The organism is Actinosynnema sp. NPDC053489, from assembly GCF_044544865.1.
Classification (GTDB): domain Bacteria; phylum Actinomycetota; class Actinomycetes; order Mycobacteriales; family Pseudonocardiaceae; genus Actinosynnema.
Genome location: NZ_JBITXT010000001.1, coordinates 223356 through 243228 on the forward strand (window position 1 = coordinate 223356; position 19873 = coordinate 243228).

Consider the following 19873-nt stretch of genomic DNA (forward strand, 5'->3'; position numbering starts at 1 on the left):
GCTGACCGCTCGTCAAGGAGGACCGATGGGTGCGACGGTGACCGCTGCCGCGCGCAAGACCTTGTCCGTGATCACCGTGGTGGTCGTCTGCGCCGCCGCCGGCCTGATGGTGGTGCGGCCCGGCCTCGGCGACGACGCCGCCGCCGCGACCGCCGCCCGGTTCGGCTTCACCGCGATCGGGTTGAACGGGCCGCCGGCCGGCGCGCGGACCGAACGGGCCGTCGCGCCGGAGCTGCACGACATCCGCGGCTGGATCTCAGCCGTCGGCGCCGCCGTCGCGCTGGCGGACCTGCGCGGCTCCGGGCGCGCGGCGGACGTCTGCCTGGTGGACCCGCGCGACGACTCGGTGACGCTGCGGCCCGCGCCGGTCGGCGGCGACGCCCCCTACGCGCCGTTCGCGCTGCGCCCGGACGGCCTGCGCCACGACTCGACCATGGCGCCGATGGGCTGCGTCCCGGCCGACCTCGACGAGGACGGCGACGTGGACTTCGTCGTGCACTACTGGGGGCGCTCGCCGGTCCTGTTCCTCAACACCGGCGGGGTGGGCGTGCCCACCCGGTTCCGCGCCGAGGAGCTGATCGAGCCGATGGCCGTGTGGAACTCCGGCACGCTCAACATCGGCGACCTCGACGGCGACGGCCACCTGGACCTCCTGGTGGGCAACTACTTCCCGGACGGCGCGCGCCTCCTCGACCCGACCGCGTCCGACGAGACGCGCATCCGGATGCAGGACTCCATGTCGGCGGCGCGCAACGGCGGGGTCAACCGGGTCCTGCTGACGCGACCGACGGGCGTCGCCGACCGCAAGCCGGCCGTCGTGGACGCCAGCGTCGCCCTGACCGGCGACGCGGCCCAGTCGTGGACGCTGGCCACCGGGCTGCAGGACCTGACCGGCGACGGCGTCCCGGAGGTCTACCAGGCCAACGACTTCGGGCCGGACCAGCTGATGGTCAACCGCTCGGTGCCCGGCGCGTTGCGCCTGCAGGAGGTCACCGGGGACCGCGACCCGGTGACGCCGAAGTCCGAGGTGCTCGGGCACGACTCCTTCAAGGGCATGGGCGTCGCGTTCACCTACCCGGGCGGCGGTGGGCTGCCCGTGCTGGTCGTCAGCAACATCACCGTCCCCTACGGCCTGCACGAGAGCACCCTCGCCTTCGTCCCCGACGGCTCACCGGACGACCTGCTGGCGGGCGAGGTGCCCTACACCGAGCGGGGCGAGGCGTTGGGCCTGTCCCGCGGCGGCTGGTGCTGGGACGTCAAGGCGGCCGACTTCGACAACGACGGCGTGGACGAACTCGTGCAGGCCAACGGGTTCCTCAAGGGCGAGGCGAACCGCTGGCCCCTCCTCCAGGAGCTGGCCATCGCCAACGACGAGCTGTTGCGCCACCCGGAGGTGTGGCCGCGCTTCGGCCCCGGCGACGACCTGTCGGGCCACGAGCCGAACCGGTTCTGGGTGCGCGACGCGGGCGGGCGGTACTCCGACCTGGCGGACCGGGTGGGCGCCGCCTTCCCCGACAACACGCGGGGGCTGGCCGTCGGCGACGTCGACGGCGACGACCTGCTCGACGTCCTGGTGGCCAACCAGTGGGAGGACTCCGTGCTGCTGCTCGGCGGGAGGGGCGGCCCGGCGGCGGACCTGCGCCTGGTGCGCCCCGGCGCGGTGGACGGGGCGTTCGTGGACGCCATCGGCGCGCAGGTGCGGCTGCACCACGCCGACCGACCCCAGAAGGCCCAGCTCTACCCGGCCAACGGGCACAGCGGGGTGTCCGCGCCGGAACTGCACTTCGCGCTGCCCGGAGGGGGAGCGGTGCGGGCCACCGTGACCTGGCGGGACGACTCCGGCACGCACAGCGCCGACATCGTGGTCACCCCCGGCCACCACACGGTCGAGCTGGGGCCCGGCGCGACGGCGGTGACGCGATGACGGCCACCCGCCTCGACGGTGCCGGTCTCGACGACCTGACCCCCGTCGCCACCGGACAACCCGGGCTGACCCCCGACCAGCGCCGGGTCAAGGCGCTGACCCGGTTCGCCGTCTCGATCACCGTCTTCACCGTCGTCGGGCACCTGTTCCTCGGCTTCGAGCAGGCGCCCGTCACCCCGCTCGTCGCCGTCCTGGTCAGCTACGCGTCCGCGCTGGGCTTCGAGGCGCTCGACGCGTGGGCCTTCGCGAGGCGGCCCGAGTTCGCCAAGGGCGGGCGGGCCCTCGCGGTCTTCCTGCTGCCCGCCCACATCACCGGTCTGGCGACCGCGATGCTGATGTGGGGCAACGCCTCCCTGTGGCCCTACGTCTTCGCCGTCCTGGTCGGCAACGGGTCGAAGTACCTGGTGCGGCTGCGGGTCGGCGGCAGGCTGCGGCACGTCCTGAACCCGTCCAACACCGGCATCGTGGTCACGCTGCTGCTGTTCCCGTGGGTGGGCATCGCGCCGCCCTACCACTTCACCAGCAACACCTCCGGTGCGCTCGACTGGCTGCTCCCGCTGGCCGTGCTCGCGGGCGGCAGCGCCATCAACGGCAAGCTGACCGGCAGGATGCCGCTCGTCCTGGGGTGGCTTGGCGGGTTCCTGGCCCAGGCCGTGCTGCGCTGGGCGCTGCTGGACCACCACCTGCTCGCGGCGGTGGCGCCGATGACGGGGTTGGCGTTCATCCTGTTCACCAACTACATGATCACCGACCCGGCGACGACCCCCACCGGCAGGCGCGACCAGGTCCTCTTCGGCGTCACCACGGCCGCCGCCTACGGCGTCCTGGTGGTGTCGGGCGTGTCCTTCGGGTTGTTCTTCGCCCTGGTGATCACGTGCGTGCTGCGCTGCCTCGTCCGGCTGGCCGGCGCGGGCCTGCGCCGCGCGCGGGGAGCGGTGCGGTGACCGGCGCGCCGTCGATCGCCCTGGTCGGCATGGCGTGCCGCTACCCCGACGCCGACGGCCCGGACCGGCTGTGGGAGACGGTGGTCGGCCGCCGCCGCGCGTTCCGCCTGCTGCCCGAACGACGCCTCGGTGCCGGCTACCGGGGTGTCGAACCCGACCAGACCTACGTGACCCACGCGGGTCTGCTGCGCGGCTGGGAGTTCGACCGGCGCCGGTTCCGAGTGCCCGGCGCCCTGTTCCGCGCCGTCGACCACACCCACTGGCTGGCGCTGCAGACGTGCGCGGAAGCGCTGGCGGACGCCGGTTTCCCGGGCGCCGACGGGCTCGACCGCGACCGGGCGGGCGTCGTCCTGGGCAACTCGCTCACCGGGGAGTTCTCCCGCGCCGCCCAGTTGCGGTTGCGCTGGCCGTTCGTCCGGCGCGCCGCGCTCACCGCCCTGGCGGGCGCCGGCGTGCCCGACGACCAGGCGGGCCGGGCCGTCGACCTGCTGCGGGACCTGGTCCGCGACCCGTTCCCGGAGCCGGGCGACGAGACGCTGGCCGGCGCCCTGGCCAACACCATCGCCGGCCGCGTCTGCAACCACTTCGACCTGCGCGGAACCGGCTACACCGTCGACGGGGCCTGCTCGTCGAGCCTGCTGGCGGTGGCGACGGCCTGCCGGGCGCTGGTCTGCGGAGAGCTGGACTTCGCCCTCGCGGGCGGGGTGGACCTCAGCCTCGACCCGTTCGAGCTGGTCGGGTTCGCCCGCCTGGGCGCGCTGGCCCGGGGCCACCGGATGAGGGTGTACGACGCCGACCCCACCGGGTTCCTGCCCGGCGAGGGCTGCGGGGTCGTCGCGCTGATGCGCCACGACGACGCCCGCCGGCGCGGGTTGCGGGTCTACGCCCTGGTGTCGGGGTGGGGCACCTCCTGCGACGGGTCGGGCGGCCTGACCCGGCCCGAACCGGCGGGCCTGGTGCGGGCGCTGGAACGGGCGTACGCGATGGCGGGCGTCGATCCCGCCGCCGCCGACCTCGTGGAGGGGCACGGCACCGGCACACCCGTCGGCGACCGGGCCGAGCTGATCGCGTTCCGGCGGGCGCGGGCGGGCGCGGCGACGCGGGCCGCCCTCGGCTCGGTGAAGGCCAACCTCGGCCACACCAAGGCGGCGGCGGGCGTGGCCGGGTTGATCAAGGCGGCGCTCGCCGTGCACCACCGCGTGCTGCCGCCCACCACCGGCTGCGACGACCCGCACCCGCTGGTGGCCTCGGCCGACAGCACCGTGCGCGTGCTCGCCGAGCCCGAGCCGTGGCCGGACCGGACCCCCGTCGCGGGGGTGTCGGCGATGGGGTTCGGCGGCATCAACGCGCACGTCGTGCTCTCCGGCGCGGGCCGGGCCCGGGGCGGTGGGATTCCCGAGCCGGTGCTGCGGTGGAGCCGGCCGCTGCCGCCGCACGAGATCGTGGCGGTGACCGGTGCGGACCGCGACGACCTGGCCGGCCGCCTGACCGCCCTGGCGGCGAAGGCGGGTTCGTTGAGCACGGCCGAGCTGCACGACCTCGCCGCCACGCGGCACCGGGACGCGGCGGCCCGCCTCCCGTTCCGCTGCCTGCTGGTGGCCGACTCCCCGGAGCGGCTCGCCCGGGTCGCGGACCGCGCGGCGCGGCGGGTCGCGAGCTGGGGGTCGCCGTTGCTGGTCGACCGCGAGGAGGGCTTCGTGCTCGCCGGCGGCACCGGGCGCCGCGTGGGGCTGCTGTTCCCGGGGCAGGCGGCCCCGGTGCGCGCCCGCCTGGACGACTGGGCACGTGACCTGACCGTGCCGGAGGTCGCGGACGACGTGCGGCTGCACGACGGCGCGACGATGACCGACCTCGCGCAGCCCGCGATCGTGCGGCAGTCCGTCGCGGCCCTGGCCCTGCTCGACCGGTGGGGGTGCGCGGCGGTGGGTGCGGTCGGGCACAGCCTCGGCGAGATCACCGCGCTGGTCTGGGCGGGTGCCCTGTCCGCCGGGGACGGCCTGCGACTGGCGACCGCGCGCGGCCGGGTGATGGCGCGGCACGGGCGGGCCGGCACGGGCATGGCGAGCATCGGCCTGCCGGTGGCGCGGGTCGAGGAGCTGGCCGGGGACACGTCGGTGGTGGTGGCCGGGTTCAACGGCCCGGACCAGGTCACCATCGGCGGCACGGACGCGGACGTGCGCCGGGTGGCGGAACGCGCGCTGCGCCACCGCGCGCGGGCGAAGGTGCTCGCCGTGTCGCACGCGTTCCACACCGAGGCGATGCGCTCGGCGGTGGAGCCGTTCGCCGAGGAGCTGCGCGGGGTGCGGCTGCGCCCGCCGCGCCGGGCGGTGTTCTCCACCGTCACGGGCCGCCGGCTGGACCCCGACGTGGACCTGCGCTCGCTGCTGGTGGAGCAGGTGACGGCCCCGGTCCGGTTCGCCGAGGCCCTGGCCGCCCTGGCCGCCGGGTGCGACCTGCTGGTGGAGGTCGGGCCGGGCACCACCCTGACGTCCCTGGTGGCCGGGCGGCCCGCGGTGTCGTTGGACGCGGGCGGCTCCGGGCGCGAGCACGCCGTCGCGGTGGCCGCGCTGGCCGCGGTGTCCGCGATCGACCTGGACCGCTGGTTCGGCGACCGCGCCCACCGCCACGTCGACCTGGACACCCCGATCACGCTGCTGGAGAACCCGGCCGAGGCCGGGTCGGCCACCGCCGCGCCGGACCGCACCGCGGTCGCCGGTGCCGTCGCGGACCCCGCGCCGACCGCCGGCGCGGGGGTGAGCGGTGGTCGGGCGGTGGGGGTGGCCCCGGATCGCGGATCGGCCGTGGAAGCGGTCCCGGGTCGTGCGCCGGTCCCGGGTGCGGGGTCGGGTGGTCGGGCGGTGGGCGTGGTCGCGGACTTCCCGCCGGCCGCGGGCGCGGAACCGGTGTCGTTGCTGCGGGCCCACCTCGGCCGGGCGCTGGAACTGCCGCCGGACGGCATCCGCCCCGACCACCGGCTCCTGGCCGACCTGCACCTGAACTCCCTGCAGGTCGTCCAGCTCGTCGCGGAGGCCGCCGACCTGATGCGCCGGCGCGTGCCCACCCTGCCGCCGTCGCTGGACACGATCACCGTCGGCGAGGTGGCCGAGCTGATCGCCGCCCGTCCCCCGGCCGACGGGACCGCCGACGCGGTCGAGGGCGTGCGCCCGTGGGTGCGGTCGTTCGAGCACCGGTGGGAGCCGTGGACCGGTGACGCACCCGCCGACGACGTGCGGTGGACCGTGCTCGGCACGGCGCCCGAGTGGCTCCACGACGCCGCGACCGGGCCCGGTCCGGGGCGCGACGGCCTCGTCTTCTTCCTCGGCGACGACGCGGGCACCGCCCAGGTGGCGGAGGTGTTGCGCGCCGTCGCCGCGCACCGACCGGACGTGCTGGCCGTGCTGCACCACGGCCACCCGGCCGCCGCGGCGGTGGCGAGCAGCGCCGCGGTCGAGCTGCCCGCGTGCACCGCCACCTCGATCGAGCTGCCCCGGGACGCGCGCGGGGTGGACCTCCGCCTGGCCGGGATCGGTGGGCGGCTGCGGGTGGACGCGGCCGGCGGCGTGCTGCGCTCGGTCACGGTGGTGCGCCCACCGGTGCCGGGCGGGTCGCCGCCCGTCGGCGCGGGCGAGGTCTGCCTGGTCTCCGGCGGCGTCGCCGGCATCACGGCGCGCTGCGCGCAGGCGCTGGCCCTGAGCACCGGGTGCACGCTGGTCTTCCTCGGCCGGTCGCCGGCGGAGGCGTCGCGGGTGCGGGCCGGGCTGGCCGCGCTCGACCACCGGGTCACCGCGCACTACACCGCCTGCGACGTCACCGACCCCGACCAGGTGCGGGCCGCGGTGGCGCGGGCGGGCGCGCACGGGCCGGTGCGCGCCGTCCTGCACGGCGCGGGGGTGAACGAGCCGCGCTCGCTGGGCGCGGTCACCGAGCGCACCCTCGCGGCGGCGGTCGCGCCGAAGGTGACCGGGCTGGACAACCTGCTGGCCGCGCTGGACGGGCCGCCCGCGCTGCTGGTCGGCTTCGGGTCCGTCATCGGTCGGCGCGGGCTGCCGGGACAGGCGGAGTACTGCGTCGCCAACGACTGGTTGCGCGTGCGCCTGGAGCGGTGGGCCGCCGCGAACCCGGGCTGTCGCACGAGGGTGCTGGAGTGGTCGGTCTGGTCCGACGTCGGCATGGGCGCGCGCCTGGGCGTGCTGGACCCGTTGCGCGAGCAGGGCATCACACCGGTCGAGCCCGCCGCGGGCGCGGCGGCGCTGCTGGCCGCGCTGGCCGACGGGGCCGCGCCGGTGACCCGGCTCGTCGCCGGGCGCTTCCCGAGCGGTCCGACGCTGTCGGTGACCGGACCGGCGGCGGACCCGCTGCGCTTCTCCGCCGACGTCCTGGTCCGCGTGCCGGGGGTGGAGGCGGTGCTCGCGCCCGTGCTCTCCACCGCCGCCGACCCCTACCTGGACGACCACCGCGTGGACGGCGTCCCGGTGCTCCCCGCCGTCGTCGGCCTCGAAGCGGCGGCCCAGGCGGCGGCGGCCGTGGTCGGCGAGCACCCGGCGTGGGAGTTCGGCGACGTCGAGCTGCCCGCCCCGGTCCTGGTGAACCCGCACGAGCCGCGGGCGCTGCGCGTGGCGGCGCTGGCCCGCGACGAAGCCGATCCGCCGGTGGACGTGGTGCTGCGCGACGGCTCCGACGGCTTCACCGCCGACCGCGTCCGCGCCGTCGTCCGCCCCGCCCCGCCCGCGCCACCCGGCATCGCGCCGATGACCGCCCCGCCCCGACGCGACGGTCCGCACCCGTTCTACGGGCCGCTGCTGTTCCACTCCGGACGCCTGCGCGGCCTGCTCGACTACGAGCACCTGTCCGCCTTCCGGGTCCGGGCGTGGGTGGCGGCCGGCGGGCAGCCGTGGTTCGCCGAGCACCACGCGCCCCGGCTGCTGCTGGGGGACCCGGGCGTGCACGACGCGGCCATCCACGTGCTGCTGGCCTGCCTGCCGCACCGCAAGGCCCTGCCCGTCTCGGCCGAGCGGGTGGTGGTCTGGCGGCACCCCGTCGGCACGGTGCTGGTGACGGCGGAGGAGCGGTCGCACGACGGCGACGACTACGTGTACGACGTGTGGCTGTCCGACCAGGGCGGTGCGCGGGTCGCGCGGTGGGAGGGGTTGCGGCTGCGGGCGTTCGGCGCCCGGTCCCGGGCGGGGGCCCTGCCCGCGCCCCTGGTGGGTCCGCTGCTGAGCAGGCGGCTGTCCGAGCTGGGCATCGCCGACCGCCTGGAACTCGTGAGCACCGGGGAGGGCGTGGTCGCGCCCGCGGACGTGCCCGCGGGCGTCGGCCTGGCGGGCGACGGCCGGACGGCGGCGGAGCGCGCGGTGCTGGACCTGGGGCTGCCCGGGGACCGCGCCGGGGTGGTGGACCGGACCACCGACGACGGGCTCCTGCTGCGCGAGACGCCGGCGGCGCGGGTCCTCGCGCTGCCCGGTCCGCGGTCGGTCGCGGTCGCCCTGCCCCGGAGGGAGGGCGACGGTGCGTGAGTACCTCTGGCGGCACGTGGTGACGTTCGACGAGACCAACCTCGTCGGCAACGTCTACTTCGCGCGGTTCCTGCACTGGCAGGGGCACTGCCGGGAGACGTTCCTGGCCCGGCACGCCCCCGGGGTGCTGGGCATGCTGAGCGGCGGCGGTCTGGTGCTCGCCACCACGTCGTGCTCGATGGAGTACTTCGGGGAGTGCTTCGCCTTCGACGAGATCGACGTCGCGATGACCCTGCGCGAGCGCTGGGACAGCGGCCTGCGGATGGCCTTCGACTTCCGGCGCGACGACCGACTGGTGGCCCGCGGCGAGCAGACCGTGGCCGCGCTGCGCCGCGTCGGGTCAGGCGTCGAGGCCGTCGCCGTCCCGGACGAGCTGGTCGTCGCGCTCGCGCCCTACGAGTCCGTCGTCCGGGCGACGTGAGGGCGCGTCCCGCTCCCGCGCCGGGTGCTCCCGCCCGGCGCGGGCGAGCGCTGCCAGGTAGGAGACCTCGTCGTGGTGACGTGGCGGCATGTCCACCCCCGGGCCGTCGAATCACTATCGGAAACTCAACCGACTTCCACGGTACCGGCGCGACGGGACGATGTGCGCCCACGAACGGGTCGACTTCGCCCTGTCCGGGTTGGACGGTGCGTGTATTGCCCATTCCATCGGACTACCCGACACCCGACGGTGTCGTGAAGTTGCGGGTGGTCGTCGCCGCTGCCGTGGATCGCCGCTATCGGAACGTATAGCTTCAGTACCTTGTGGACAGTCCCGCCCACGTACCGCGCGGGACAGACGCTGGAGGTAGTGCAGTGAGCAACCCCGGTGAGACCTACGAATCCCTCAACCTCGAACCGAAACCCATCCGACCGCACATCCTCGCCGCGGCGACCGTCGTGTTCGGCGACGACTACTACGCAGGCCGGCGCGAGACCATCAACCTCTCCGGCTTCGTGCAGCTGAACAAGTGGCCCATGCCGGGGTTCGAGCACCGGGTGGACGAGAAGGGGCACGCGGAGTTCGAGACCGAGCTGATCAGCGCGCCCGAGGTCGGCATCAAGGGCTTCAGCTACGAGCTCGACGACCGCATCCAGGTCCTGTCCAACCCGTTCCTGCCCAACACCGGGCACGTGCGGCAGATCGTGCCGGGCAAGAACTTCCCCGCCGAGTTCTACATCCGCCGCTTCGGCATCCTGGAGACCAGCACGCTGCGCCTGGCGCACCGCAACGTGATCGACATCTACGGCGTGGTCGACGCCGTGCCGCCGTTCAAGAAGCCGCTCACGGGCCCGTACCTGGGCAAGCCGCGCGGCGACGGCCCGTTCGACGTCGTGCAGGCGCCGAACGTCGTCCGGGGCACGACGTTGCCCGAGGCGTGGTACCCCGCCGACGACGAGAACCAGCCGGTGGGCATCACGCCGACGGTGTTCTTCGCGGCGAGCGCGGGGCCCTGCATGTCGATGCTGGTCGACCCGTCGATGATCATGCAGGTGTCCCTGGAGGGCCGGGTCGAGCTGGAGGTGAACGGCCGGACCGTCCACGTCGACCTCGCGGGCGACCACCGCAAGGCCGCGGGCACCGAGATCCTGCTGTTCGGCCCGGAGAAGCACGACGAGGGCACGGGCGTCCTGGCCCAGATGGCACGGCTCGCGGTCGTCGGCCACTGCCCCGAGCTGGGCGGCCGGGTCATGCTGCGGGCGAGCTGGCCGCGGGTGTCGGGCGGCACGCTCGGCGAGGGCGGCGAGGAGAGCCTGAGCCGGGTCAGGTTCCCGGGCGCGCTGCACCTGGACGCCGAGTTCGAGCTCGTCACGCCGGCGGCCACGCTGTACGCGGCGAACCCCGTGCACGTCAGCGGCAGCCTCACCGACATGGGCGCGACCGGCACCGAGCTGTCCATGAGCGGCGTGGACGCCCCGCTGGTGACCACGCGGGACGAGGTGAAGGCGCGGCTGACGGGCGTGCGGCTGGTCATGCGCGACGCGTTCGTCGGCGAGCACGCGGCGGTCAACGTCTGACAGCGCGATGACGGTTCTCCCGACATACTCGTCTTTCCGCCCGGACGACCGTTCGGGGAACACCTCCGCAGGAAGGCGCGCATGGACCAGCGGCTCCTAGTCATGCACCAGGTGATGCTCGCGGACCGCCCCCGGCTCAGCGCCTACGACCGGGCACTGGCGTCGGTGATCACGGCAGGTGACGTGGTCGCCGACGTCGGCGCGGGCACGTTGGTGCTGTCGCTGCTGGCCCTGCGGCACGGAGCCGGTCACGTCTACGCCGTCGAGGCCGACCCGGCGGTGGCCGCGGTGGCGGAGCGGATCATCGCGGACAACGACCTCCACGACCGGGTGACCCTCGTCCAGGGGGACGCGCGGGTGGCCCGGCTGCCGCGCCGCGCCGACGTGATCGTCTCCGAGATGATGGGCAACCTCGGCCCGGAGGAGCAGATGGTCGAGATCCTCGACGCGGTGGCCCGGCACAACCTGCGGCCGGGCGGCTCGGTGGTGCCGCGTCGCCTCACCACCGAGCTGGTCGCCATCGAGTTCGACGGCGAGGGCTGGGGCACGTGGGGCGACGTCGTGCCCGGGTACCGCTTCGACGCGGTGCAGGAGTTCGTCGAACCGCACGCGCAGCTCCACTTCTTCCAGCGCGAGCCCCGGTTCCTCAGCGCGCCCGCCCGGCTCTGCGACGACGTGATCGGGCAGGGCCCGCCGGGCGGGCCGCGGCGGGACGTGCGCCTGCCGGTGCTCCGGGACGGCCGCCTCCAGGCGGTGATGGGCTACTTCACCGCCGAGCTGGCCGACGGCGAGTCGCTGTCGAACTACCCGTCCTACCCCGGCTGCAACTGGGCGGTCTGGGTGTGGCCGTTGCGGCACACCCGGGTGGAAGAGGGCGACGAGGTCCGGGTGACCGTCATGCCGCCGCGCGGGCGCGGCCGGGCGCGCGACGCCACGGCCTGGGCCCTGGACTGCCGCATCGCCCGGGCGGTGAGGCGGTGATGCCGTTCGCGGCGGGCACGGTCCGCGACATCCCGGTCCGGGGCCTGAAGCTGTGCGGGCTGACGTGGACCGGCGAGTTCCTGATGTTCTCGGAGGCGGTGTCCAACCGGATCATGGCGCTGGACCCGTACAGCGGGGAGGTGGAGCGCGAGATCCCCTGCCCCGAGGTGCGCACCGACCTGACGACCGTGGACGGCAACCTCGTGCAGGTCGTGGGCGACCGGCGCGCGCTGCGCGTGATGAACCCCGACTCCGGCGACGTGGTGGGGGAGGTCCCCAACCCGCGGCCGGGCAACGTGCTGTGCGGGCTGGAGGCCACCCGTCGCGGCATGTGGCTGGGGTACGAGGACCTGCGGCGCATCGACCTGCGCGGCTACCACGACATGGAGCTGCTCGACACGTTCGCGGTGTCCGGGAGGCCGGCCGGGGTGACCGTGTCGGACAACTACCTGGCCTACGCCGACCACGCCGCGTCGACCATCACGATGGTGGACATCGACGAGCGGCGCGAGGTGGCCGCGTTCTCGGTCGCGGGCAACCCGACCGGGATCACCTGGGACGGCACCCGGATCTGGTACTGCGACTACACGACGCTGCAACTGCGGGCCATCGAGGTGCCCGGTGTCGACAAGGGCTGATCGGGGCCGTGACGGGCCGCCCGCGCGGCTCGCGCTGGCGCTGAGGGTCGGCGAGGTCCTCCTCCTCGTCGCCGTGACGCTGGCACCGCTGCTCGTGACGGGACCGGTCGTGGCCCTGCGGCGCGGTGGCCCGGCCGCGCGGCGGCACGTGTGGTCGAGGCTGACGACCCTGTTGACGCGGCTCGGCCCGGCGTTCGTGAAGGCCGGGCAGGTGCTGGGCACCCGGCGGGACGTGCTGCCGACCGCGGTGTGCGACGAGCTGTCGGCGTTGCAGGACTCGGTCCCGCCGCTGTCCGCGCGCCAGGCGCGGGAGGCGTTCGCCGAGGTCTACGGCGACCAGTTCGACGCGCTGTTCACCGAGGTCGACTACACGGCCGTGGCCGCGGGCAGCATCGCCGGCGTCCACCGCGCGCGGTTGACCTCCGGCCGCGAGGTGGCGCTGAAGCTGCGCAGGCCCGGCGTGGAGCGGGTGATGGGGCTGGACCTGGCGCTGATGCGGCGCGGTGCCCGACTGGTGGCCGTGCTGCCGCCGTTGCGCGGTGTCCCGGTGGCGGAGGTCGTGGACGCCATGTGCGACGCCGTGCTGGGGCAGCTCGACTTCGAGCGCGAGGCGGCGAGCCTGGCCCGGCTGCGCGGCGAGCTGGCCGTGGTGCCCAGGGTGTGGGTGCCGCAGGTGGTGCCGCACGCGTGCCGGCCGCGGTGCATCGCCATGGAGTTCATCCCCGACCTGGACGTCGACGCGGCGTCGCGGTGCCCGCCCGCGGTCCGCCGGAAGTTCGCCGAGTCCGGGCTCACCGCCATCTACGAGATGCTGTTCGTGAACGGCTTCGTGCACTGCGACCTGCACCCCGGCAACCTGTACTTCACCGAGTCGGCACAGGTGGTCGTGCTCGACGCGGGGTTCAGCGTGCAGCTCGGCGACCGGCTGCGCCTGCTGTTCGCCGACTTCTTCCTCAACATGGCCATCGGCGACGGTGACAAGTGCGCCGCGATCGTCGTGGAGAGCTCCGCCGAGGTGCGCCCGGACGCGGACCTGCCCGGTTTCCTCGACCGGATGGCGGACCTCGTGCGGCGCAGCCACGGGCTGCCCGCCCGCGAGTTCAGCCTCATGGCGTTCGCCGCGGAGATGTTCGACCTCCAGCGCCGCCACGGCATCCACGCCGCGCCGGAGCTGATCTTCCCGCTGCTGTCGCTGCTGGTGATCGAGGGGACGATCCGCGACCTCGACCCGGAGGTCGACTTCCAGGAACTCGCCCGCCCGGTGCTGCTGAAGGGCAGGTTCACGTCCCGCTGAGCGGGGGCCGCTGCGGTTTATAGTAGTGAAATGGGCGGCAGGCGGACCTACAACCAGTACTGCGGACTGGCGTCCGCGCTCGACGTCGTCGGCGAGCGGTGGACGCTGCTGATCGTCCGCGAACTGCTGATGGGGCCGCGTCGCTACGTCGACCTGCTGGCCGACCTGCCCGCGCTGGGCACCAACCTCCTCGCGGAGCGGCTGAGGTTCCTGGTGGAGCGGGGCGTCGTGGAGCAGGTCGACCTCCAGGGCACGGGCTCGCGGTTGGCCTACGGGTTGACCCCGGCGGGCCGCGAGCTGCGGCCGCTCGTGTCCGGGCTCGCCCGGTGGGGCATGCGCTTCGTGGGCGAGGTGTCCGAATCCGACACGGTGCGCCCCCACTGGGGGTTCCTCGCGGTGGAGGCCATGCTGCGCCCGGAGCTGGCCACCGGGATCGACGAGTGCTACGAGTTCCGGGTGGACGACGACGTCTACCACGTCGAGGTGCGCGACCGCGTGCCCCGCGCGGTGAAGGGACCGGCGGCCGATCCCGCGATGGTGGCGACGACGGACGCGACGACGTTCGTGCGGATCGGCGCCGGCCGCCTGACCCCGCTGGCGGCGATGGTGACGGGCCGGCTGTCGCTGGTCGGCGAGACCGACGCCGTGCTGCGCTGCTGCGAGCTGCTGGGCCTGGACGCCGGGATGGCACCCGGCCGAGCCGCCGGCTGAGGGCGGCGCCGGTCGGCGCGGCACGCCGCGGACCCGAACCGGTGACCGTGGCGATGCCCGTCAGCGCAGCACGTCGTCCAGCCGGATCGCCTTGAGCCGGCGCGCGCGGAAGTCGCAGTACCACAGGCTGTAGCCGTCCCAGGCCATGCCCGTCGGCGCGCCCTCGACCCTGGCCGTGCCCGTGATCCGGCCGGTCCGGGTGTCCACGGCCCGCACCAGGCCGGTGTCGAACTCCGCGTACACCGCGGTCCGGTTGACCGCCGTCAGGCCCGACGGCGAACCTTCGACCGGGATCTCCCGCAGCACGGTCATCGTCTCGAAGTCCCGCAGTTGCAGCACCGCCGGTGCGCGCAGGCACATCCACACGCCCTCGGCCGTGGCCTCCACCCCGCACAGCCTGCCGTTGGACGGGGTGACGGCCTTCGTGCCGACGACCCCACCCGTGGCGGGGTCGACCAGCACGAGGCGCTTGGGTCGACCACCGACCTGGCACAGCAGCCCGTCGTGGTGGGTCAGGTCCGCCCGGACCCGGTCGCACTCCAGCTCCCGCACCACCTCGCCGAACCCCGGCTCGACGGCCCAGATCCGCCCGGCGTCCTGGTCGGACTGCCACAGCAGCCGGTCGAACCAGGTGAGCCCGCACAGGTAGTCGCCGGGTGAGGGCAGCGAGCGCACGACCGGGATCGTGGTGGGCGCGGTCACGGCGTCGGCTCCAGCCACAGGTTCGACAGGTCGAACCACCGGTCGATGGTGGGCATCGGGATGGCGTTGCGCACCCTCGCGCCCTTGAGGTGCGGGATGGTCGGGGCGTGCTCCAGGACCGGCACGATCGCCGCGTCCCGCATGACGAGTTCGTCCACCCGGTGCCACATCCGGTGCGCCCGGTCCTCGTCCACCGTGGCCAACGCCTCCTCAATCAGCCGGTCGACCTCCGGGTTGCTGTAGCACCCGTAGTTGCTGGTGCCCCTGGCCCGGTTGGTCTGGAACATCGGCTGGAGGAACGCGCGGCCGTTGTCGCCGAACCAGTCGGGCGTCCACGACGGCGACGTGAGGTCCCACGCGCCCGCCTCGGCGTTGGCCGGGTCCTGGAGGTAGGCGTAGTAGCCGGCGTGGCCCATCGGCAGCAGGTCGACGGTGACGCCCGCCCGTTCCAGGTCCGCGGCGCAGGACTTGGCGACCTCCGGGTTGGCGTCCACGTCGCGGTGCAGGAACCGCAGCGTCAGCCCGTCCGGGTACCCGGCCTCGGCCAGCAGCGCCCGGCACCGGTCGGGGTCGCCCCGGTCGCCCGGCGTCGGGTAGAGGTCGAACGGCTCGTAGCCGGCGTTGCCGGGCGGGATCGCCGAGCGGGCCGGGCGCATCACCGTGCCCGCCGCGAGCCGGTCGTAGATCTCCAGCACCGCCACCTTGTCGAACGCGTGCGCCAGCGCCCGGCGCACCTCCGGCCTGGCCAGCGCACCGCCGTTGTTCGGGCTCACGGTGTTGAACACCAGGTACGGGTTGAGCGCGTACCCGAGGTCGTTGCCCGGGTCGGTGGGGTTGGCCTCGTACGGCTCGGTGACGGGGGAGGCCCACGACAGGTCCGCCGCGCCCGAGTTGATCACCCGGCCCACCTCGACGGGGTCGGCCTTCTCCATGACCACCTCGACGGCGTCGACGTGCCCGCCGCGCACGTCGTCGGCGGCCGGGTCCCACACCGGGTTGCGCACGAGCCGCAGGTACCGGCCGTGGTCGTAGTCCACGACGCGGTAGGGCCCGTTGGAGCGGACCGCGCGCCGGAACGCGTCGCTGTCGGGCACGAGCGCGTCGTACTCGACCGGCGCGGCGGAGGCGAACGGCACCGCCAGGACGTGGATGAAGTCGGCGGCCGGGCGGATCAGCTCGAACACCAGCGTCCGGTCGTCCAGCACCCGGATACCGCTGATGTCGTGGCTGTTCTGGAAGTCCGCCAGCTCGGCCGCGGTCGCGTCGGCGTGCGGCACGGCCGCCGCGTACGCCGCGGCGAACTCGGCCATGCCGCGGATGGTGCTGGTGAAGTAGCGGATCGCGCCCGCACCGCACACCGGGTTGCACATCCGCTTGAAGCCGCGGACGAAGTCGTGCGCCGTGACCTCGCGCGGTGGGCTGGTGTCCCACAGCACGCCGCCGCGCAGCCGGACGGTGTAGCTGAGGTGGTTCACGCTCAGCCCGGCGTTGTAGGTCGTCGGCACCTCGACCGCGACGTCCGGCACCGGGGTGATCGCGCGCCAGTCCCGCAGGTCCTTGACCGCGGGGTAGGTGAACAGCTGCCGGGCGAACAGCCGGGTGATCTGGTGGCCGAGCGCGTAGTAGGCCGACGCCGGGTCCAGGTGGTCCATGCTCCCCGGTCCGTAGAGCCGGAGGGTGCCCCCGCGTCGCGGTCCGCTGCTGCTCATGCTGGTGACCTCCGGGTCAGGACATCTCGTCCGCGAGTCGGGCCATCACCCTGAACGCCCGATCGATCTCGTCGTGGTCGTTGAACAGGTGCGTGCAGACGCGGGCCGCGTAGTGCATGTGCGGTGAGCCCGGCACCTCGAACTCGACCCACCTGGTCCAGATCCGGTGCTCGGCTTCCAACCGGTCGACGAACGCCATGACCTTGTTGATGTTCCAGGCGTCCTCAGGCGCGCGGAACGGCTTGAACGCCACCACGGGCGAGTGCAGCCGGGTGTCGTGCAGCGGTGAGTACAGGGCCGACTCGCCGAACAGCTCCACGACGCGCCGCTTGGCGTGCCACCCCAGCTCCAGGGCGCGTTCCTCGATGCGCCGCCTGCCGATCCGGTTCCACAGCCCGCACGCCTCGGCCAGGGCGGCGGCGCGGCCGATGCTCGCGCTGCCCGCGCTCTGGAGGTAGTCGCCGATGTTGCAGGTCTCCACCGACGTCGTGGTGCGCTTGGGCATGTCGCCCACCAGCGGGTACCAGGTGGAGATCACCGGCCAGAACCGGGGCAGCGGCAGCGGGTTGTGCTCGGGGAACACCTTGTTCCGCACGTACAGCAGGCCGGTGCCGAGCGGGCCGCACTGGAACTTCGACCCCGAGCCCGCCAGGAAGTCCAGGCCGAGTTCGCGCAGGTTCACCTCCGCCATCCCCGGCAGCAGCGCCGCGTCGGCGATGGTGATGACGCCGTGCCGCTGCGCCAGGTCGCACAGCGCCCGGATCGGCATGCGCGTGCCGGTGTAGAGGGTGGTCGCCGCGAACGCCATCACCTTCGTGCGCGGGGTGATCGCCGCCTCGAACGCGGCGACGACCTGCTCGGCGGTGGTGTCCGGGCCGGAGGGCAGGGTGATCAGGTCGACCCGCACCCCGTGGCGGTGGTGCGCGAGGTTGAAGTTCGAGAGCACGGAGAAGCACTCGTGCGAGGTGGTCAGGACCGCGTCGTCGGGGCCGAGGTCCAGCCCGGCGACGATCCGCGAGATGCCCTCGGTGGCGTTGTGGCAGATGACCATCTCGTCCTGGTCCACGCCGAAGTCGCGCGCGATCCGCGCCCGGTACTCGGGGTAGAGGCTGGGCGGGTAGATGTTGGCCAGGCTGCCCGCCCACTCCCTGGTGACGCGGACGTAGGTCTCGACGACCTCGTGGGGCATCGCGCCGATGGTGCCGGTGTTCAGGTGGGTGGTCGTCGGGTCCAGCGCGAACAGGTCCCGGATCGCCTCCCACGACGCGGTGGCGAGGTCGGTGCCCGCCTCGACGGTCAGTGCCACGGCCCGTCCTCCTTCCCGGTGGTCGGTCGGATGCCGGCGGGGACCCCCGGCGGCGTCACGCGGAGGCCGTCGCCCGGATGCCGCCGCCCTCGGGGACGTAGTCGTTGTCCGCGTACCAGTCGCCGCGGCCACCGGGCAGCAGGTCGAGCACGGCCCACACCGGGTTCAGCAGGTCGATGCCGCGCTCGGCGCCGTCGAAGTGGTTGGCGGGCATCGAGTAGGAGTGGCGCACGGCGCCGCCCTCGTCGCGCAGCACGCTCACCATCGGCCGCTGGTCGCCACCCGGGCGCTCGGCGTTCAGGTCGGCGTTGAAGGTGGTGCCGTGGCTGGACAGCACGCGCACGCCGTCCCAGCCCCGCCGGCGCGCCCAGGCGCGCAGCTTGTCCAGCGGCGCCTTGGCGACCACGACGAACGACGTGTGCCGGGCCAGGTGCACGGCGACGCCTTGCAGGGCGTCCACCCACATCGAGCACATCGGGCACGCCGCGTCGTGGTCGGGGTGGAACATCAGGTGGTAGACGAACAGCGTGTCGTGCCCGCCGAACAGCGCGCGCAGCGGCGTCCGCACCGGCCCGTCGGGGCCGTCCTCGGCCAGCGCGTAGTCGCGCAGCAGTGGCCCGGGCGGCAGTGCCCGCCGCGCCGCGGCGACCGCCTCCACCTGGTCGCACAGCGCCCGCTCGGCCCTGGCGAGCTGCACGCGGGCGGCCTGGTACTCCGGGCTCGCGCCCTCCGGCCAGATCGGCAGGACGGGTCGACCGTGGGTGCCGCTCATCGTGCCCCTTCCACGTCCGCGACGACTCCGTCCGCGGTGGACACCGCGGTGGCATCGCGCACGGGATGCCTTTCGCCGCCACCAAAGCGTTGCGGATGCGCGGTGGGCGGCACAACCACCGCGGGCTGCCCGATGGGGTGATTCACCGTCGCCGCGCCACGCAGGTCCTCGGGCAGCACGCCGTCGCGCAGCAGGTGGTCGAACCGGTCGGCGACGGTCTGCTCCCCGTCGCGCGCGGCCAGCCACGCGGAGACCAGGCGCCTGCCCTCGACGTAGGTGACCGTGTACGCGCGCCAGAGCGGGTCGATCAGGAACGCCACCATGTGCCGGGCGCGCTGCTCGGGCAGCAGCAGCCACCGCGTCAGGTGCTCCACGACGTCCTCGGTCGACGCGCCGCGGTCGTGGAGCATGATCGCAGCGTCCTGGCGCGCGCCCAGCAGCTTCCACCACGAGCGCATCACCGCCTCCACCCGCTCGCCGTCGACCCGCACGCCCTGCTCGGCCAGGACGTCGGCCGTCCACGCGCCCCAGCCGTCCCCGAGCGACGCGTCCAGCGCCATCTCGGCCACGCCCTCGGAGACGAGGCACTGCGGGGTGTTGACCACGACCAGGGCGTGCTCGCCCTCGTCGCGCGTGCGGACCAGGCCGGCCTCCTTCAGGCAGCGCTCGGTGTGGTGGCCGGGGTAGGACTCGTGCGCAGCCAGCACGGGCAGGGCGGCGAGGTTGCGGCCCGCCCGCGAGTCGAGCGAGACCTGCGACCGGTAGTCGCCGAGGTAGCGGTTGAAGGCGTTCCACGGCTTGTCGTGCACGACCTCGTAGCGGACGTGCTCGCCGTCGGGCAGCCCGTACCGGTCGCGCACGAGCGGGCGCAGGGCGTCGGACACCGCCTGCACGGCCCGCTGGAGGTGGTCCGGACCGACGGTGTTGGCCTCGTGGAACCGCTCCAGCCGGGCCCGCAGGTCGCCGCTGCCCGGCAGCAGGGCGTCGATCTCGCCGTGCGCCTCGGCGTAGCGATCCCGGTCGCCCAGCCCGATCCCGACCTGGAAGCAGGTCTCCACCTCGGCGCGGAACCCGATCGGCCGGCCCGCCAGCCGCAGGGCGGAGCACTTCATCGCGGCCAGGTGCGCGGTCAGGAAGCGCTTGCGGTGCAAGGGGAGCGCGCTGTCGGCGACGCGCGCGGCGACCTCGCCGGCCTGCGCGGCGAGGTCGTCGGGTGACGGCAGGAGCTCGGCCCGCACCCGCCGCTCCAGCGCGGGATCGCCGAACCAGCAGTCCACGAAGCCCTCGGCCATCCTGCCCAGGAGCAACCCGATCCTCAGGTACTCGCGGACCTCCGGCTCGTCCATCGCCGCCTCCAGGCTCGGCACCGACGCGACCG

Annotated in this window: 14 protein-coding genes; 9 read left to right on the top strand and 5 right to left on the bottom strand. The window is 74.4% G+C overall.

All coding sequences use genetic code 11. From position 1 onward, the window contains the following. The first annotated feature begins 25 nt into the window (after positions 1-25). The 9 genes from ACIGNX_RS00905 to ACIGNX_RS00945 all read left to right on the top strand — a co-directional run bounded on the left by ACIGNX_RS00905 (position 26) and on the right by ACIGNX_RS00945 (position 14006). Positions 26-1924: a CRTAC1 family protein gene (locus tag ACIGNX_RS00905; protein WP_396534870.1), complete on the top strand. Its 1899-nt coding sequence runs from the start codon at positions 26-28 to the stop codon at positions 1922-1924. Next, positions 1921-2868, top strand: coding sequence for an enediyne biosynthesis protein UnbU (locus ACIGNX_RS00910; RefSeq protein ID WP_396534872.1), 948 nt, complete (start codon positions 1921-1923; stop codon positions 2866-2868). Before ACIGNX_RS00905 ends, ACIGNX_RS00910 begins: the two co-directional genes overlap by 4 nt. Then, positions 2865-8384, top strand: a complete 5520-nt coding sequence (locus tag ACIGNX_RS00915; protein ID WP_396534874.1) for an SDR family NAD(P)-dependent oxidoreductase — start codon at positions 2865-2867, stop codon at positions 8382-8384. Before ACIGNX_RS00910 ends, ACIGNX_RS00915 begins: the two co-directional genes overlap by 4 nt. Continuing rightward, positions 8377-8805, top strand: a complete 429-nt coding sequence (locus ACIGNX_RS00920; RefSeq protein WP_396534876.1) for an acyl-CoA thioesterase — start codon at positions 8377-8379, stop codon at positions 8803-8805. The genes ACIGNX_RS00915 and ACIGNX_RS00920 overlap by 8 nt, the downstream gene beginning before the upstream one ends. A 374-nt stretch (positions 8806-9179) precedes the next feature. Continuing rightward, the gene (locus ACIGNX_RS00925; protein ID WP_396534878.1) at positions 9180-10382 is read left to right on the top strand and encodes a DUF6004 family protein; all 1203 of its coding nucleotides are present in this window, start codon (positions 9180-9182) and stop codon (positions 10380-10382) included. An 81-nt stretch (positions 10383-10463) separates the two neighbouring features. Continuing rightward, the gene (locus tag ACIGNX_RS00930) at positions 10464-11363 is read left to right on the top strand and encodes a methyltransferase domain-containing protein (RefSeq protein ID WP_396534880.1); all 900 of its coding nucleotides are present in this window, start codon (positions 10464-10466) and stop codon (positions 11361-11363) included. After that, on the top strand, positions 11363-12001 hold the full coding sequence (locus ACIGNX_RS00935) for a YncE family protein (RefSeq protein WP_396534882.1): 639 nt from the start codon (positions 11363-11365) through the stop codon (positions 11999-12001). The genes ACIGNX_RS00930 and ACIGNX_RS00935 overlap by 1 nt, the downstream gene beginning before the upstream one ends. Next, positions 11985-13295, top strand: coding sequence for an ABC1 kinase family protein (locus ACIGNX_RS00940; protein ID WP_396534884.1), 1311 nt, complete (start codon positions 11985-11987; stop codon positions 13293-13295). The genes ACIGNX_RS00935 and ACIGNX_RS00940 overlap by 17 nt, the downstream gene beginning before the upstream one ends. A gap of 30 nt (positions 13296-13325) precedes the next feature. Continuing rightward, positions 13326-14006: a winged helix-turn-helix transcriptional regulator gene (locus tag ACIGNX_RS00945; RefSeq protein ID WP_396534886.1), complete on the top strand. Its 681-nt coding sequence runs from the start codon at positions 13326-13328 to the stop codon at positions 14004-14006. A gap of 60 nt (positions 14007-14066) precedes the next feature. Here ACIGNX_RS00945 and ACIGNX_RS00950 read toward each other — a convergent pair whose 3' ends face one another. From ACIGNX_RS00950 to ACIGNX_RS00970, 5 genes are read right to left on the bottom strand one after another with little or no spacing between them, the layout of a single operon-like run. After that, positions 14067-14708, bottom strand: a complete 642-nt coding sequence (locus ACIGNX_RS00950; protein ID WP_396534888.1) for a YncE family protein — start codon at positions 14706-14708, stop codon at positions 14067-14069. Then, positions 14705-16417 carry an ABC transporter substrate-binding protein gene (locus tag ACIGNX_RS00955; RefSeq protein WP_396534890.1) on the bottom strand — a complete coding sequence of 571 codons (1713 nt, stop codon included), beginning with the start codon at positions 16415-16417 and terminating at the stop codon, positions 14705-14707. Before ACIGNX_RS00955 ends, ACIGNX_RS00950 begins: the two co-directional genes overlap by 4 nt. A gap of 16 nt (positions 16418-16433) precedes the next feature. Further along, entirely contained in the window at positions 16434-17723 is a 1290-nt protein-coding gene (locus tag ACIGNX_RS00960) for an aminotransferase class V-fold PLP-dependent enzyme (protein WP_396534892.1), read from the bottom strand. A gap of 55 nt (positions 17724-17778) precedes the next feature. After that, the gene (locus ACIGNX_RS00965; protein ID WP_396534894.1) at positions 17779-18495 is read right to left on the bottom strand and encodes a DUF899 family protein; all 717 of its coding nucleotides are present in this window, start codon (positions 18493-18495) and stop codon (positions 17779-17781) included. Further along, a complete protein-coding gene (locus ACIGNX_RS00970) occupies positions 18492-19862 on the bottom strand; it encodes a DUF885 domain-containing protein (RefSeq protein WP_396534896.1) in 1371 nt (456 codons plus the stop codon). The genes ACIGNX_RS00965 and ACIGNX_RS00970 overlap by 4 nt, the downstream gene beginning before the upstream one ends. Positions 19863-19873 lie beyond the last annotated feature (11 nt).